Below are 14,885 nucleotides of genomic sequence, written 5' to 3' on the forward strand. Positions count from 1 at the left end.
TACGGGCCACCACAACGCGCCCGCCCCCGTCCGGGACCGATGCAATGGGAAGGTGACCGCACCTCCGGACGACTGTCTCGCGCGCAACGAGTGGATCTGCGGGGAGTATCTGAGCACCCGCCGTGAGATCCTCCTCGACGCCGTGCTCCAGCACCTGGAGCTGACCGCCGCCTCGGTGCTCGTCGCGCTCGTCGTCGCCCTGCCGCTCGCGGTGCTGGCGCGCCGCCGCCGCTGGGCGGCCGGGCCCGTGCTCGCCGTGACCACGATCCTCTACACCATTCCGTCCCTGGCCATGTTCTCCCTCCTCCTGCCGGTGTACGGGCTGTCTGCGAGCCTCGTCGTCGCCGGGCTGGTGCTGTACTCGCTGACGCTGCTGGTCCGCAACATCCTGGCCGGGCTGCGGGCGGTGCCCGAGGAGATCCGGCAGGCGGCGCGCGGCATGGGCTACGGCCCGGTCCGGCTGCTGCTGGCCGTCGAACTGCCGCTCGCCCTGCCCGCCGCGATGGCCGGCCTGCGGATCGCGACCGTCTCCGCGGTGTCGCTGCTGACGGTGGGGGCGATCGTCGGCTTCGGCGGTCTCGGCAACCTCATCTACTCGGGGATGAACACCTACTTCAAGGCGCAGGTGCTGACCGCCTCCGTGCTGTGCGTGGTGATCGCCGTCGCCGCCGACCTGCTGCTGCTCGGTGCCCAGCGGCTGATGACCCCGTGGACCAGGGCGGCCCGCGGATGACCACACTGACGGCGGCCTGGGACTGGCTCACCGACCCCGCGCACTGGCCGGGCGAGAACGGCATCACGCACCGCCTCGTGCAGCACCTCGTCCTCACCGTCGTCTGCCTGGTCATCAGCTGCCTGATCGCCCTGCCGGTCGCCCTGGTCCTCGGCCACCTCGGCAAGGGTGGCGCCCTGGCCGTCAACATCTCCAACGTCGGCCGGGCCGTCCCCACCTTCGCCGTGCTGGTCCTGCTGCTCCTCACCCCCGTGGGCCGCTGGGGCGAGGGCCAGACCGTCGTCGCCCTCGTGCTGTTCGCCGTACCGCCGTTGCTCACCAACGCCTACGTCGGCGTGCGCGAGGTCGACCGGGGCGTGGTGCAGGCGGCGCGCGGCATGGGGATGACGGGGCGACAGATGCTGTTTCACGTGGAACTGCCCATTTCGCTCCCGATGGTGATGAACGGGGTCCGCATCGCCGCCGTCCAGCTCGTCGCGACCGCCACCATCGCCGCCCTCGCGGGCGGGGGAGGGCTGGGCCGGATCATCACCGCGGGGTTCAACCTCGCCAGCACGCCGCAGGTGGTGGCCGGCGCGGTCCTCGTCGCCGCCTTCGCGCTGGTCGTCGAGGGCCTCTTCGAACTCGCCGAGCGGCTGTCCCCGCGGTGGGCGAGAGGCGCGGTATGACCCGGCCGACCGGTGCCCGGCATGGCCCCCGGCGGAGCGGGACCCGACGGGGGCCTGCCCTCACGGTCCTCCTGGTCCTCCTGGTCCTCACCGGCTGCGCCACCGGCCCGTCCCTGGAGGACCGCGGGTCGGTCACCGCGCCGCCCGGCGACAGCCGGCAGCTGACCATCGGCTCCGCCGGATTCACCGAGAGCGACCTGCTGGCCCAGATGTACGCCCTGCTGCTGAGCGACGCCGGGTACGAGGCGTCGCTGATCACGGTCGCCAACCGCGAGCTGTACGAACCCGCCCTGGAGTCGGGGCAGATCGACGTCGTCCCCGAGTACGCAGCGACCTTCGCCGACTGGCTGAACGCCAAGAGCCGCGGCGCCGACGCGCCCCCGGTCGGCTCGCCCGACCTGGACACCACGATGCGGGCGCTGCGCAGGCTGGCCGCACCGCGCGGACTCACCGTCCTGGACCCCGGCCGGGCGGTGGACCAGAACGCCTTCGCGGTGAGCGGGTCCTACGCCCGCCGACATGGTCTGAAGACTCTCAGCGACCTCGGGGACTCGGGGCTCAAGGTGCGGCTCGCGGCGGGCGACGAGTGCGTGGAGCGGCCGTACTGCGCGCCGGGACTGCGCGAGACGTACGGCATCGACATCACGGCCGTCGACCCCAAGGGCGTCGGCACGACGCAGGCGAAACGGGCGGTGCAGAACGGCGAGGACCAGCTCGTGCTGACCACCACCACGGACGCCACCCTGGACGCCTTCGGGCTGGTGCTGCTCGCCGACGACAAGAAGCTCCAGAACGCCGACTACATCGTCCCGGTCGTCAACCGGGCCCGGGCGGGCGGCAAGGGCGTCACCAAGGCGCTCGACCAGCTCAACGCGGTGCTGACCACGGCCGACCTCGCCGACCTGAACCAGCAGGTGGACAGCTGGCGCCGGCTGCCGGAGGACGTGGCCCGCGACTACCTCCGGGACAAGGGCCTGCTGAAGCGCTGACGGCCCGCGGCACCCACCCCTCAGGCGTCCGCCACCGAGTCGAACGGCACCTCGTCCCGCGGCACCCCCAGCGCGTCCGCGTCCACCGACCTGCGCAGCGCCTCGTGCAGCTTGGCGGGCGTCAGGACGCCCAGGAAGCGCGCCCCGTCCAGGACCGCGACCCAGCCCGCGTCGTGCTGGAGCATCACCCCGAACGCCTGCTTCAGCGGCGCGCCCACCGGCACCCACGCCTTCATCCGGCGCGCGTGCGCGCCGACCGGCCCGTCCGCGCCGAGGTCGTCGACGCCGACCCAGCCGTGCAGTTCGCCCTCGTCGTCCAGGACGACGGCCCACCGCGCGCCCTGCGCCCGCAGCTCCGCGGCGGCCCGCCCGGCCGGCTCGTCCAGCCGCGCCACCGGCGGCTGTTCCAGGTCGCCCGGCTCGATCTCGGTCACGGACAGCCGCTTCAGGCCGCGGTCCGCGCCCACGAAGGAGGCGACGTACGGGGTCGCGGGGCTGCCGAGTACCGCGCCGGGTGTGTCGTACTGCTCGATGCGTCCCTCCCCGTACACGGCGATCCGGTCGCCCAGCCGCACCGCCTCCTCGATGTCGTGCGTGACCAGCAGCACCGTCTTGCGCACCGCGGCCTGCATCCGCAGGAACTCGTCCTGCAACTGCGCCCGCACCACCGGGTCGACCGCCCCGAACGGTTCGTCCATCAGCAGCACCGGCGGATCGGCGGCCAGCGCCCGCGCCACGCCGACCCGCTGCCGCTGCCCGCCGGAGAGCTGGTCCGGATAGCGCGGCCCGAACTGGGCCGGGTCCAGGCCCACCAGGTCCAGCAGTTCGGCGGCCCGCTCCCGCGCCTTCGCCCGTTTCCAGCCGACCAGCGCCGGCACCGTCGCCGTGTTGTCGAGCACCGTCCGGTGCGGGAAGAGCCCCACCTGCTGGATGACGTACCCGATCCGCCGCCGCAGGCGCACCGGATCGACACCGGCCACGTCCTCGCCGTCCACGAGGATGCGCCCCGAGGTCGGCTCGATCAGCCGGTTGACCATCATCATCGTGGTCGTCTTGCCGCAGCCGGACGGGCCGACGAGCGTGACCAGCTCGCCCTCGGCCACCTCCAGACTCAGGCCGTCTACGGCCGTCGTCCCGTCCGGGTAGCGCTTGGTGACGTCCTCGAACCGGATCATGACCTCACGCTAGACGCGGGCCCGGCCCTCCGCTCACCGGTGACGTCCCGTCGGAGGATGAACGGTTCAATCCGGTTTTGAAAAGTTTCAAAAGTCGTCTGAAGCGCAGCAGTCGAAATATTTCGGTTCGACCCGTGGACACTTGTCAGAAGTGTCACTAGGTTCGCCGTCGTTCGTTGTGAATCGATACAACTCCCCGAGAAGACCGACGGCCGAAAGGGATGACGGCATGGAGGACGGAGTGCACGGAGAGCACGAGGAGCGCACCACGGTGCGGCGCAGAACGGTCCTGGCCACCACGCTCGGCGCACTGCCGGCGGTCATGGCCTACCAGACGGGCGCCGCGCTCCCCGCCACGGCCGCACCGGCCGAGGCCCCCGCGGCCGGGGCGGCACCTCGGTGACCGGCCTCACCACGGAACACCGCACGAACCCGCTCGGCACCGACGCGCCCCGCCCGCGCTTCGGCTGGCGCACGCACTCCACCGCCCGGGGCCGCCGGCAGACCGCGTACCGGATCCTGGTGGCCACGGACCCACGCCGCCTCGCCGCCGGACGCACGGACGTGTGGGACAGCGGCCGGGTCACCTCGCCCGACTCGGTGGCCGTGCCCTACGCGGGGCCCGGACTGCGCGCCGCCACCCGCTACCACTGGACGGTGACGGTCTGGGACGAGCACGGCCGCGCCCGCACCGCCCCCGCCGCCCGCTTCGAGACCGGCCTGCTCGGCACCGACGGCGTCACCCACTGGGACGGCGCCCGCTGGATCGGCATGGCCGGCAAGGAGCCGAACAGCGCCGGCGCCCCACTCCTGCGCCGCCAGGAGCCACTGCGCCGGGCCCGGGTCAGTGAGGCCCGGCTGTACGTCTCGGCGCTCGGCGTGTACGACGCCTACGTCAACGGACGACGCGTCGAGGTGCCGCACGGCGACGCCCGCACCGCCGAACTGCTGACCCCGGGCTGGACCAACTACGACGCCCGGGTCGACTACCTCACCTACGACGTCACCGACCTGGTCACGGCCGACCGGTCGCAGGTCACCCTCGGCGCCGTACTCGGCAACGGCTGGTACAACAGCCGCATCTCCGAGGGCAGCACGTACTACTCGGCGGACGGCAACCCGCTCGCCCTGAAGGCGAAACTGCTCATCCGGTACACCGACGGCACCACGCAGAGCGTCGTCACCGCCCCGGACGACGGCTGGCGGGCCACCGACACCGGCCCCTGGCGCGCCGACGACATCTACGACGGCCAGACCTACGACGCCCGCCAGGAGCTGCCCGGCTGGGCGGCGAACGGCTACGACACCTCCGGCTGGGCCGAGGTCACCGAACACGACCTCGCCGCCCGCTTCCCGGACGCCCAAGTCGTCGCCCACCCCGGCGAATCGGCCCGCATCGTGCCCGAGTGGGACCTGCGCCCCCGCTCCGTCTCCGTCCACACGGGCGTCACCGGTCAGGAGGGCAGCCCGAACGGCAGGGGCCGCGTCGTCGCCGACCCCGCGCGCACCGTCACCGACCCCGACCGCGCCGCCCGCGCGAAGGTCGTCCTGCGACCCGGCGAGACCGCGGTCCTCGACCTCGGCCAGAACATGGTCGGCGTCCCCCGCTACAGCCTGCGCGGCCCCTCCGGCGCCCAGGTCGTCCTCACCTTCGGCGAGATGCTCAACGACTCCAGCGCGGGCGCCGACGGCCCCGAGGGCTCCGTCTACCGGGCCAACCTGCGCTCCGCCAAGGCCACCAGCACCTACGTCCTCAAGGGCGACCCGAAGGGCGAGACGCACCAGGACTCCCTCACCTTCTACGGGTTCCGGTACGTCTCCGTCACCACCACGGCCGAGGTCACGCTCACCGCGCTGACCGGCCGGGTCGCCACCTCCGCCGTCCACGACACCGGCACGGTCACCACCGACGACGCCAAGGTCAACCAGCTGATCAGCAACGTCCGGTGGGGACAGCGCGGCAACTACTTCTGGGTGCCCACCGACTGCCCGCAGCGCGACGAACGCCTCGGCTGGACCGGCGACACCCAGGTCTTCGCCGCCACCGGCCTCTACAACGCCGACGCGGTTGCCTTCCTGAGCCACTTCCAGGACAACCTGATCGACTCCCAGCGGATCTACGGCGTGGACGGCGCCCAGTTCACCGCCGTCTCACCGGGCAACCGCTACAACGCCGCGGAACCGGTCAGCGGCTGGGCCGACTGCGGAGTGATCGTCCCGTGGACGGTGTGGCAGATGACCGGCGACCGGACCGTCGTCGACCGCAGCTGGGAGGCGATGACCCGCTACGTCGACTGGATCCGCGGCCGCAGCGCCGACGGCCACACCGGCCAGGGCGCCCTGTTCGCCGACTGGCTGGCCCCGCAGAGCACCGGCACCCAGCTCATGAGCGACGTCTACTACGGCTACAGCGTGCGCCTGATGGCCCACATGGCCCGCGCCACCGGCCGCGCCGGCGAGGCCGACACCTACGACCGGCTCTTCGCCGGCATCCGCCGCGCCTTCATGGCCGCCTACCTGGACACGGCGGACGGCAAGGTCACCGTCCGCTCCAGCCGCGGCGGCAAACCGATCAACGGCCCCGACCCCGAGGACGACAGCCAGACCGCCCTGCTCTGGGTCCTCAAACTCGGCTTCTACGACACCGAGGCACAGCGCCGGGCCCTCGTCGGCCTGCTCGCGGAGAACATCGGCAACGACGCCGCCTACAAGGAGGCCCACCCCGGCAGCACCCGCGTCCAGTACGCCGAGGACACCCTCTCCGTCGGCTTCCTCGGCGTGAACGTCCTCGCCCCGGTCCTCACCGACGAGGGCCGCGCCGACCTGGCGTACGCGCTGCTCCACCAGAACGCCATGCCGTCCTGGCTGTACTCCGTCGACAACGGCGCCACCACCATCTGGGAGCGCTGGAACTCGTACTCGAAGGAGGACGGCTTCGGACCGGTCGAGATGAACTCCTTCAACCACTACTCCTACGGCGCCGTCATGGAGTGGATGTACGAGTCCATGGCCGGCATCGCCCGCGACCCCGACCACCCGGGCTTCCGGCACTTCCTGCTGCGCCCGCACCTCGACCCCACCGGCCGCATCAAGCACGTCACCGGCTCGCACCGGTCGCCGTACGGCGAGATCCGCAGCGAGTGGACCGTACGGGGACGCACGGTCCACCACCGGGCCGCCGTCCCCGCCAACTCCACCGCCACCCTGCGCCTTCCGACGGCCGACCCGGACGGCGTCCGCGCGGGCCGGACCCCGCTGGCCCGGGTCGACGGGGTGGAGTACCTGGGCACCGAGGACGGCACCGTCTCCTACCGGCTGCCCTCCGGGCGCTACGAGGTGACGTTCCCGCTCGGCTGACCGACCACCAGCACCACCTCCAGGGTGCGCGGACCGTGCACCCCCTCGACCCGGTCCAGCTCGATGTCGCTGGTCGCCGACGGACCGGAGATCCACGTCAGCGGACGGGCCGGGTCGAGGCGTTCGAGGGCCTGCGGGACGGAGGAGACCACCTGGTCGGGCACGCGCACGACGCAGATGTGGTGGTCGGGGACGAGGGTGATGCGCCGGCGCCCCTGGTCGGGCGAGCCGTCCAGCACGATCGTGCCGGTCTCGGCGACCGCGACCGCGCAGCCGGTGACCACGCTGTCCACCCGGTCCAGCTCCGGCGCCGTACTCGCCGCCTCGTCCGGGACCGGGCTCGCCTCCGCCTCCGCCAGCCAGCCCGCCGGCAGGCCCGGCGGCACCACCACGCTCCGCGAGCCGCGCGCCGACAGCAGGCCGGCCAGCAGCGCCGGCAACTCACCGTCCGCACACCGGTGCACGATCGCCCGGTAGTCCGCGAGGTTCTCGGCGAGCAGCTCCACCGTCTGCGCGGTGGTCAGCCGCCCGTGCTCGCGCAGGTAGTCCCGCGCGACGGGCACCTCGTCGGCCGGCACGTCCGCGAGGGCGCGCCGCACCCGGCCCAGGATGCGTTCCCTGCTGCTCACTTCGCCTCGTCCCTTCCGCCGTGCGTGCGCTGCCACCAGTCCCGGAACGGCTCCGGGGGCACCGGCGGCAGATCCCGGCTGCCGCTCCACGCCCGTCCGGGGCCCGGCAGGGTGCGCGGATGGAGACGGCGGCTGCGCGACGCCAGCCGCTGCCCGGTCCGCAGCGCCCCCGGACGGGTGAAGGCCCACCGCGCCGCCCGCATCGCCGCCCGTTCGGCGGCGTGCCCCTTCGCCGGTTTCAGCACGACCCGGTTGCCCTCCCGCACCGCGGGCCCGCCCTGCACCACCCGCTCCCGCAGATGCACCAGCACCTCGGGGATGTCGATGGCGACCGGGCACACCTCGTAGCAGGCACCGCACAGCGAGGACGCGTACGGCAGGGAGGCGTCGATCTCGCTGCCCGTGCCCCGCAGTTGGGGGCTGAGGATGGCGCCGATCGGGCCCGGGTAGACCGAGCCGTAGGCGTGACCGCCCGCCCGCTCGTACACCGGGCAGACGTTCAGGCAGGCCGAGCAGCGGATGCAGCGCAGCGCCTGGCGGCCCACCTCGTCGGCGAGGGTGTCGGTGCGGCCGTTGTCCAGCAGGACCAGGTGGAAGGTGCGCGGGCCGTCCTCGTCGCTGGTCCCGGTCCACATGGAGGTGTACGGGTTCATGCGCTCGGCGGTCGAGGAGCGGGGGAGGGTCTGGAGGAAGACCTCCAGGTCCCGCCAGCTCGGCACGATCTTCTCGATGCCGACGACCGAGATCAGCGTCTCGGGCAGGGTCAGGCACATCCGCCCGTTGCCCTCGGACTCCACGACCACCAGCGTGCCGGTCTCGGCGACCATGAAGTTGGCGCCCGAGATGCCGACCTTGGCCCGCAGGAACTTCTCCCGCAGGTGCAGCCGTGCCGCCTCCGCGAGTTCGGCCGGTGTGTCGGTCAGGCCCTCGGGCGCCGGGCGGCCCCACTCGCTCATCTCGGAGCGGAAGATGTCCCGGATCTCGCCCCGGTTGCGATGGATGGCCGGCACCAGGATGTGCGAGGGCCGGTCCTTGCCCAACTGCACGATCAGCTCGGCCAGATCGGTCTCGTAGGCGTGGATGCCCCGGGCCTCCAGCGCCTCGTTGAGACCGATCTCCTGCGTCGCCATCGACTTGACCTTGACGACTTCACGCTTCTCAGTGTCACTGCCGCCGGTCTCCTCGACCAGCCGGGCGACGATCTCGTTGGCCTCGTCCGCGTCGGCGGCCCAGTGCACCGTCCCGCCCGCGGCCGTGACCGCCTCCTCCACCTGCACCAGATACCGGTCGAGATGGCGCAGGGTGTGGTCCTTGATGCGCTTCCCGGCCTCGCGCAGCTCCGCCCAGTCGTCCAGTTCCGCGACCGCGCGGGCCCGCTTGTCCCGGATGGTGTGCGTGGCGTGGCGCAGATTGCCGCGCAGCGTGGTGTTGCCCACGGCCTCCCGCGCCGCCTCGGGAAAGGCCGGCATCCCCAGATACGTCCCGCTCATACGGCCGCCGCCTCCTCCGTGCTCGCCAGGATCTCCGCGATGTGCACCGGGCGCATGCCCGTGCGCAGCCGCGCCATCGTCCCGCCGATGTGCATCAGACAGGAGTTGTCCGCCGCGCACAGCACGTCGGCGCCCGTCGACTCGGCGTTGCGCACCTTGTCCGCGCCCATCGCCGCCGACACGTCGGCGTTCTTCACGGCGAAGGTGCCGCCGAAGCCGCAGCACTCCTCGGCCCCCGGCAACTCCAGCAGTTCCAGGCCCTTCACCGCCTCCAGGAGCCGCCGGGGCCGGTCGCCCAGGCCCAGGCTCCGCAGCCCGTGGCAGGTCGGGTGGTAGGTCACCGTGTGCGGGTAGTACGCCCCGACGTCCGTCACCCCGAGCACGTCCACGAGGAACTCCGTCAGCTCGTACGTCTTCGGCACCACCGGCGCCAGGGTCGCCGCGAGCGTGTCCCCGCGCCCCTCCGCCCGTGCCCGCTCACCCATGCGCGGATACAGCTCCCGCACCATCGCGCCGCACGAACCCGACGGCGTCACCACCGCGTCGTACTCCGCGAAGACGTCGGCGAAGCGCCGGGCCAGCGGCTCGGCCTCGTGCCGGTAACCGGTGTTGTAGTGCGCCTGTCCGCAACAGGTCTGCGCCATCGGGAAGTCGACGTCGACGCCCAGCCTGGTGAGCAGCCTCAGCACGGCACGGCCGGTGTCCGGATAGAGCGTGTCGTTGACGCAGGTCAGGAACAGGGCGACACGCATCGCGACTCCTCGTGTTCGATCATCGGATGAATGATGGGTGCAGGTTAGTCCGCACGGCGGCGCCGGGGGAGCCCCGGTTCACCGGTCGGCGAGTCGGGCCTCGGCCGCCCGCCAGCGTGCCGTGCCACCGCGCGGCTCGTACCGGGTCAGCGACTGCGTGCGCACCAGCAGCCGCCGCGTTCCGGCGAGATCGTCCACGAGGCCGTGGGCGCGCGCCTGCACGAGGACGTTGCCGAGGGCGGCGGCCTCCGTCGGCCCCGCCACCACGGGCAGCCCGCAGGCGTCGGCCGTCAGTTGGCACAGCAGCGCGTTGCGGGTGCCTCCGCCGACGACGTGCACGACGTCGACCGGGTGCCCGGCGAGCCGCTGGGCGTCCTCGACGGCCCTGCGGTGGGCCAGGGCCAGCGAGTCGAGGATGCAGCGGGTCACCTCGGCGGGCGACGCGGGCACCGGCTGCCCGGAGACGCGGCACGCCTCGGCGATCCGCTCGGGCATCCGCCCCGGCGCCAGGAACGCCGGGTCGCCCGCGTCCACCACCGACCGCAGCGCGGGCACTCGTGCCGCCGCGCGCAGAAGCCCGCCCAGATCGGGCTCGCCCCAGGCCCGTACGCACTCCTGGAGCAGCCACAGCCCCATGATGTTGCGCAGGTAGCGGACCGTGCCGTCCAGCCCCAGCTCATTGGTGAAGTTGGCGGCGCGGCTCTCCTCGGTCAGCACCGGAGCGGTCAGCTCAAGACCGGCCAGCGACCAGGTGCCGGTGCAGATGTAGGCGAACCGCTCGTCCGAGGCCGGTACGGCGGCCACGGCGGACGCGGTGTCGTGCGAGCCGACCGCGGTCACCGGCACGGGCCCAGGGAGTCCCGTCTCCTCCAGCACCTCGGGGCGCAGCAGCCCCGCCGCGTCCCCCGGCCGCCGCAGCGGCGGGAACAGGCCGAGGTCGATCCCCGCCCGGTCCGCCACCTCCCGCGACCAGTCCCGGGTGCGGGGGTCGATCAGCTGGGTGGTGGAGGCGTTGGTCAGCTCCGTGCCCTGCTCCCCGGTCAGCCAGTACGTCAGCAGGTCCGGCACCAGCAACAGCCGCCGGGCGGCCGCGAACCGGTCCGTGCCACGGGCGGCGACGAGCTGGTACAGGGTGTTGAAGGGGGCGTACTGCAACCCGGTCGCCGCGTACAGCTCCCCGGCGGGCAGCGTGGCCCACACCTGCTCCGCGATGCCCTCGGTGCGGGCGTCGCGGTAGTGCACGGGGTTGCCGAGCAGGGCCCCGTCACCGTCCAGCAGGCCGAAGTCGACGGCCCAGCTGTCGACGCCGACCGAGTCCACCGGGCCGCCCGCCCGCAGCCCGTCCAGGACACCGGCGTACAGCGCCAGGATGTCCCAGTGCAGCCCCTCGGGCGTACGGACCGGACGGTTGGGGAAGCGGTGCGCCTCGGCCAGCTCCAGGCTGTCGGGGCCGACGCGGCCGACCATGACCCGCCCGCTGGACGCGCCGAGGTCGACCGCGGCGTACGAGTGCACGGTGCCGCTCCTCCCCGCCGCACCGCTCATCGCAGGAACGCGGCGGCCACGCCGGCGTCCACCGGGACGTGCAGGCCGGTCGTGTGGGTCAGGTCGCCGGCGGTCAGCGCGAAGACGGCGTTCGCGACGTGCTCGGGCAGCACCTCGCGCTTGAGCAGCGTGCGCTGCGCGTAGAACTCGCCGAGCTTCTCCTCGGGCACCCCGTACACGGCGGCGCGCTTGGCGCCCCAGCCGCCCGCGAAGATTCCCGAACCGCGCACCACACCGTCCGGGTTGACCCCGTTGACGCGGATGCCGTGCTCGCCCAGCTCGGCGGCGAGCAGCCGCACCTGGTGGGCCTGGTCGGCCTTGGTGGCGGAGTAGGCGATGTTGTTCGGCCCGGCGAACACCGCGTTCTTCGAGGCGATGTAGACGATGTCGCCGCCGAGTTCCTGCGCGGTCATCACCCGGGCCGCCTCGCGGGAGACCAGGAAGGAGCCGCGGGCCATGATGTCGTGCTGGAGGTCCCAGTCCTTCGCGGAGGTCTCCAGCAGCGGCTTGGAGATGGAGATCCCCGCGTTGTTGACCACCAGGTCGACGCCGCCGAAGGCGAGCACCGCCGCCCTGAAGGCGTCGGCGATCTGCTCCTCCGAGGTGACGTCCACGGTCACGGCGACGGCCCGGTCGGCCCCGCCCAGCTCCTCGGCCACCTGCGCCGCGTTCCCGGCGTTCAGGTCGGCCACGACCACGCAGGCGCCCTCGTCGGCCAGCCGCCGGGCGATGGCCTTCCCGATCCCGCTGCCCGCGCCGGTGACCAGCGCGACCCGCGTCGCCAGCGGCTTGGGCCTCGGCATCCGCTGGAGCTTGGCCTCCTCCAGTGCCCAGTACTCGATGCGGAACTTCTCCGACTCCTCGATCGGCGCGTACGCCGACACCGCCTCCGCGCCGCGCATCACGTTGATCGCGTTGACGTAGAACTCGCCGGCCACCCGGGCGGTCTGCTTGTCCTTGCCGAAGCTGAACATGCCGACGCCCGGCACCAGCACGATCGCCGGGTCGGCGCCGCGCATCGCGGGCGAACCGGGCTCGGCATGCCGGTGGTAGTAGGCGGCGTACTCCTCGCGGTAGGCGGCGTGCAGTTCCTTCAGCCGCGCCACCGTCTCGTCCAGCGGGGCGCTCGGGGGCAGGTCCAGGACCAGCGGCCGGACCTTGGTGCGCAGGAAGTGGTCGGGGCAGGAGGTGCCGAGGGCGGCGAGCCGCGGGTGCTCGGCACGCGCGAGGAAGTCCAGCACCACGTCCGCGTCGGTGAAGTGCCCGACCTGCGGCCGGTCCCGGGAGGCGAGAGAGCGCACGTACGGCGCCAGCGCCGCCGCCCGCTCCCGCCGCGCGCCCTCGGCCAACGCCTCGTACCCCTCGATCACCGGCCCGAACGGCTCGGCCTTCCCGCGCTCCTCCAGGAACCGCTCCGCGGTGCGGATGATGTGCAGCGAATTGCGCTCGCACTCCTCGGAGGTGTCGCCCCAGGCGGTGATGCCGTGCCCGCCGAGCACACACCCGATCGCCCCAGGGTTGGCCTCCTTGACCGCCGCGATGTCCAGCCCCAGCTGGAATCCGGGCCGCCGCCACGGCACCCACACCACGGTGTCGCCGAAGCACTCCGCGGTCAGCTTCTCGCCGTCCGCCGCGCAGGCCAGCGCGATCCCGGAGTCGGGGTGGAGGTGGTCCACGTGCGCGGCCTCGACGAGCCCGTGCATCGCCGTGTCGATGGAGGGCGCCGCACCGCCCTTGCCGTGCAGGCAGTAATCGAAGGCGGCGACCATCTCGTCCTCACGCCCGACGCCCGGGTAGACGTCCTTGAGCGCCCGCATCCGGTCCAGCCGCAACACCGCGAGCCCACCCTCGGTGAGCGTCCCGAGATCCCCACCGGACCCCTTGACCCACATCAACTCCACATCACCCCCCGTGACGGGATCGACCTCGGTGCCTTTCGCGGACGCGTTCCCACCGGCGTAGTTGGTGTTACGCGGATCAGCACCGAGCCGATGCGAACGGGCGAGGAGTGAGGATGCTTCGGCGTGGACAGCCATGTCTTCCAGTCCTTTTCAAACGAGGGAGGGGCAAGCGCGCCCCGTCAGGGGCGCGGGGAACTGCGCGACCAGCCACAACCGGCCCGCAGTCCGCGAACAACACAAACCCGGCAGACGCCTACGCCCCCCACCCGGCCTGCTGTCCACCCACCCGCTCGGCGACGACCTTCTCGGCCCACCCGCAGGCGCGGTACGCCTTCATGGGCTCGGGGTCAAGACCCATCTCCCCCCGCACCTCACGAAGCAACGGACGCACGTCCGTGTTGTACGCATCCATCAGCACGGCGTTCGCCTCAAGAACATCCCCGCCGGCCTGCGCAGCGGCCAGCGCCCCCGCATCGACCAGCAGCGCCTTCGCCGTAGCCTCCTGCACATTCATCACCGACCGCACGATCGCCGGAATCTTCGCCTCGATGTTGTGGCACTGGTCGAGCATGAACGCCACGTCCGACGAGAACCCGCCCCCACGCACCACCTCGTACATGATCCGGAACAACTGGAACGGATCGGCCGCACCGACCATCAGGTCGTCGTCCGCGTAGAAGCGCGAGTTGAAGTCGAACCCGCCGAGCTTCCCCTCCCGCAGCAGCGTCGCCACGATGAACTCGATGTTCGTGCCCGGCGCGTGGTGTCCCGTGTCGACCACGACCTGCGCCTTCTCGCCCAGCTTCAGGCAGTGCGCGTACGCCGTGCCCCAGTCCGGCACGTCCGTCGTGTAGAAGGCCGGCTCGAAGAGCTTGTACTCCAGCAGCATCCGCTGCCCCTCGCCGAGCCGCTCGTACACCTCGGCCAGTCCCTCGGCGAGCCGGTCCTGCCGGGAACGGATGTCGTCCTGGCCCGGATAGTTCGTGCCGTCGGCGAACCACAGCTTCAGGTCCCGCGACCCGGTGGCGTCCATGATGTCGACGCACTCCAGCAGGTGGTCGACTGCCTTCCTGCGCACCGCCGCGTCGGGGTGGCAGATGCTGCCCAGCCTGTAGTCGTCGTCCTGGAAGGTGTTCGAGTTGATGGCGCCGACCCGTACGCCGCGGTCCTCGGCGTGCTTGGCCAGCGCGGCGTAGTTCTCGACCCGGTCCCACGGGATGTGCAGGGCCACGGTCGGGGCGACACCGGTGAACTCGTGCACCTTGGCCGCGTCGTCCAGTTTCTCGAACGGGTCGCGCGGGACACCGGCCTGGGCGAACACCTTGAACCGGGTGCCCGAGTTCCCGTACGCCCACGACGGCGTCTCGACGGCCTGGGTCCTGAGCGCGGCCTTCACCGCGGCGAGCTCGGTCACTTCGGGGCTCCTGTGACGTCGGGTCGTGGCCCGCTGTGCGCACGACCAACTGTGAAACGATTCAGAACGCGAAGTTATGAGCCGCCCGAAGGGGTGTCAACCCTTCCGGCCGACCCCGCTGTCCGTGACTCGGTCGTGACCTTCAGCTATCGCAAGTTTTTCGACCCGGAACCATTGACGTGACATGGCCTCGCTGCCTAACGTCCCCGGCAACCGAGTTGAAACCTTTCAC

General features: G+C 72.2%; 12 protein-coding genes. 5 read left to right on the plus strand and 7 right to left on the minus strand.

Annotated features, from left to right (window positions below):
* Window positions 1-52: 52 nt before the first annotated feature.
* From ACFC1X_RS14345 to ACFC1X_RS14355, 3 genes are read left to right on the plus strand one after another with little or no spacing between them, the layout of a single operon-like run.
* Window positions 53-733 carry an ABC transporter permease gene (locus ACFC1X_RS14345; protein WP_376352833.1) on the plus strand — a complete coding sequence of 227 codons (681 nt, stop codon included), beginning with the start codon at window positions 53-55 and terminating at the stop codon, window positions 731-733.
* Window positions 730-1,401 carry an ABC transporter permease gene (locus ACFC1X_RS14350; protein ID WP_376352836.1) on the plus strand — a complete coding sequence of 224 codons (672 nt, stop codon included), beginning with the start codon at window positions 730-732 and terminating at the stop codon, window positions 1,399-1,401. The genes ACFC1X_RS14345 and ACFC1X_RS14350 overlap by 4 nt, the downstream gene beginning before the upstream one ends.
* A complete protein-coding gene (locus ACFC1X_RS14355; protein ID WP_376352839.1) occupies window positions 1,398-2,390 on the plus strand; it encodes an ABC transporter substrate-binding protein in 993 nt (330 codons plus the stop codon). Before ACFC1X_RS14350 ends, ACFC1X_RS14355 begins: the two co-directional genes overlap by 4 nt.
* Before the next feature lie 20 nt (window positions 2,391-2,410).
* Here ACFC1X_RS14355 and ACFC1X_RS14360 read toward each other — a convergent pair whose 3' ends face one another.
* On the minus strand, window positions 2,411-3,565 hold the full coding sequence (locus tag ACFC1X_RS14360) for an ABC transporter ATP-binding protein (protein WP_376352842.1): 1,155 nt from the start codon (window positions 3,563-3,565) through the stop codon (window positions 2,411-2,413).
* 229 nt (window positions 3,566-3,794) lie between these two features.
* Here ACFC1X_RS14360 and ACFC1X_RS14365 point away from each other — a divergent pair, with 229 nt between their 5' ends.
* Both ACFC1X_RS14365 and ACFC1X_RS14370 read left to right on the plus strand, forming a co-directional pair.
* Window positions 3,795-3,968 carry a hypothetical protein gene (locus tag ACFC1X_RS14365; protein ID WP_376352845.1) on the plus strand — a complete coding sequence of 58 codons (174 nt, stop codon included), beginning with the start codon at window positions 3,795-3,797 and terminating at the stop codon, window positions 3,966-3,968.
* Window positions 3,965-6,922 carry a family 78 glycoside hydrolase catalytic domain gene (locus tag ACFC1X_RS14370; RefSeq protein WP_376352848.1) on the plus strand — a complete coding sequence of 986 codons (2,958 nt, stop codon included), beginning with the start codon at window positions 3,965-3,967 and terminating at the stop codon, window positions 6,920-6,922. Before ACFC1X_RS14365 ends, ACFC1X_RS14370 begins: the two co-directional genes overlap by 4 nt.
* Here the strand turns inward: ACFC1X_RS14370 and ACFC1X_RS14375 are convergent.
* From ACFC1X_RS14375 to rhaI, 6 genes are all read right to left on the minus strand, one after another.
* Window positions 6,895-7,551 carry a lactate utilization protein C gene (locus ACFC1X_RS14375; RefSeq protein WP_376352851.1) on the minus strand — a complete coding sequence of 219 codons (657 nt, stop codon included), beginning with the start codon at window positions 7,549-7,551 and terminating at the stop codon, window positions 6,895-6,897. The two genes, ACFC1X_RS14370 and ACFC1X_RS14375, sit on opposite strands and share 28 nt — an antisense overlap.
* Window positions 7,548-9,041: a lactate utilization protein B gene (locus tag ACFC1X_RS14380; RefSeq protein ID WP_376352854.1), complete on the minus strand. Its 1,494-nt coding sequence runs from the start codon at window positions 9,039-9,041 to the stop codon at window positions 7,548-7,550. The genes ACFC1X_RS14375 and ACFC1X_RS14380 overlap by 4 nt, the downstream gene beginning before the upstream one ends.
* Window positions 9,038-9,793 (minus strand): (Fe-S)-binding protein, encoded by a 756-nt coding sequence (locus ACFC1X_RS14385; RefSeq protein ID WP_376352856.1) that lies wholly within the window; start codon window positions 9,791-9,793, stop codon window positions 9,038-9,040. The genes ACFC1X_RS14380 and ACFC1X_RS14385 overlap by 4 nt, the downstream gene beginning before the upstream one ends.
* A gap of 78 nt (window positions 9,794-9,871) precedes the next feature.
* Window positions 9,872-11,338 (minus strand): rhamnulokinase family protein, encoded by a 1,467-nt coding sequence (locus ACFC1X_RS14390; RefSeq protein WP_376352859.1) that lies wholly within the window; start codon window positions 11,336-11,338, stop codon window positions 9,872-9,874.
* On the minus strand, window positions 11,335-13,374 hold the full coding sequence (locus tag ACFC1X_RS14395) for a bifunctional aldolase/short-chain dehydrogenase (protein ID WP_376352862.1): 2,040 nt from the start codon (window positions 13,372-13,374) through the stop codon (window positions 11,335-11,337). Before ACFC1X_RS14395 ends, ACFC1X_RS14390 begins: the two co-directional genes overlap by 4 nt.
* A 118-nt stretch (window positions 13,375-13,492) precedes the next feature.
* The gene (gene rhaI / locus ACFC1X_RS14400; protein ID WP_376352864.1) at window positions 13,493-14,653 is read right to left on the minus strand and encodes an L-rhamnose isomerase; all 1,161 of its coding nucleotides are present in this window, start codon (window positions 14,651-14,653) and stop codon (window positions 13,493-13,495) included.
* Between the last annotated feature and the right edge of the window lie 232 nt (window positions 14,654-14,885).

Origin of the sequence: Streptomyces sp. NPDC056128 (genome assembly GCF_042263835.1) — a bacterium.
Taxonomy (GTDB): domain Bacteria; phylum Actinomycetota; class Actinomycetes; order Streptomycetales; family Streptomycetaceae; genus Streptomyces.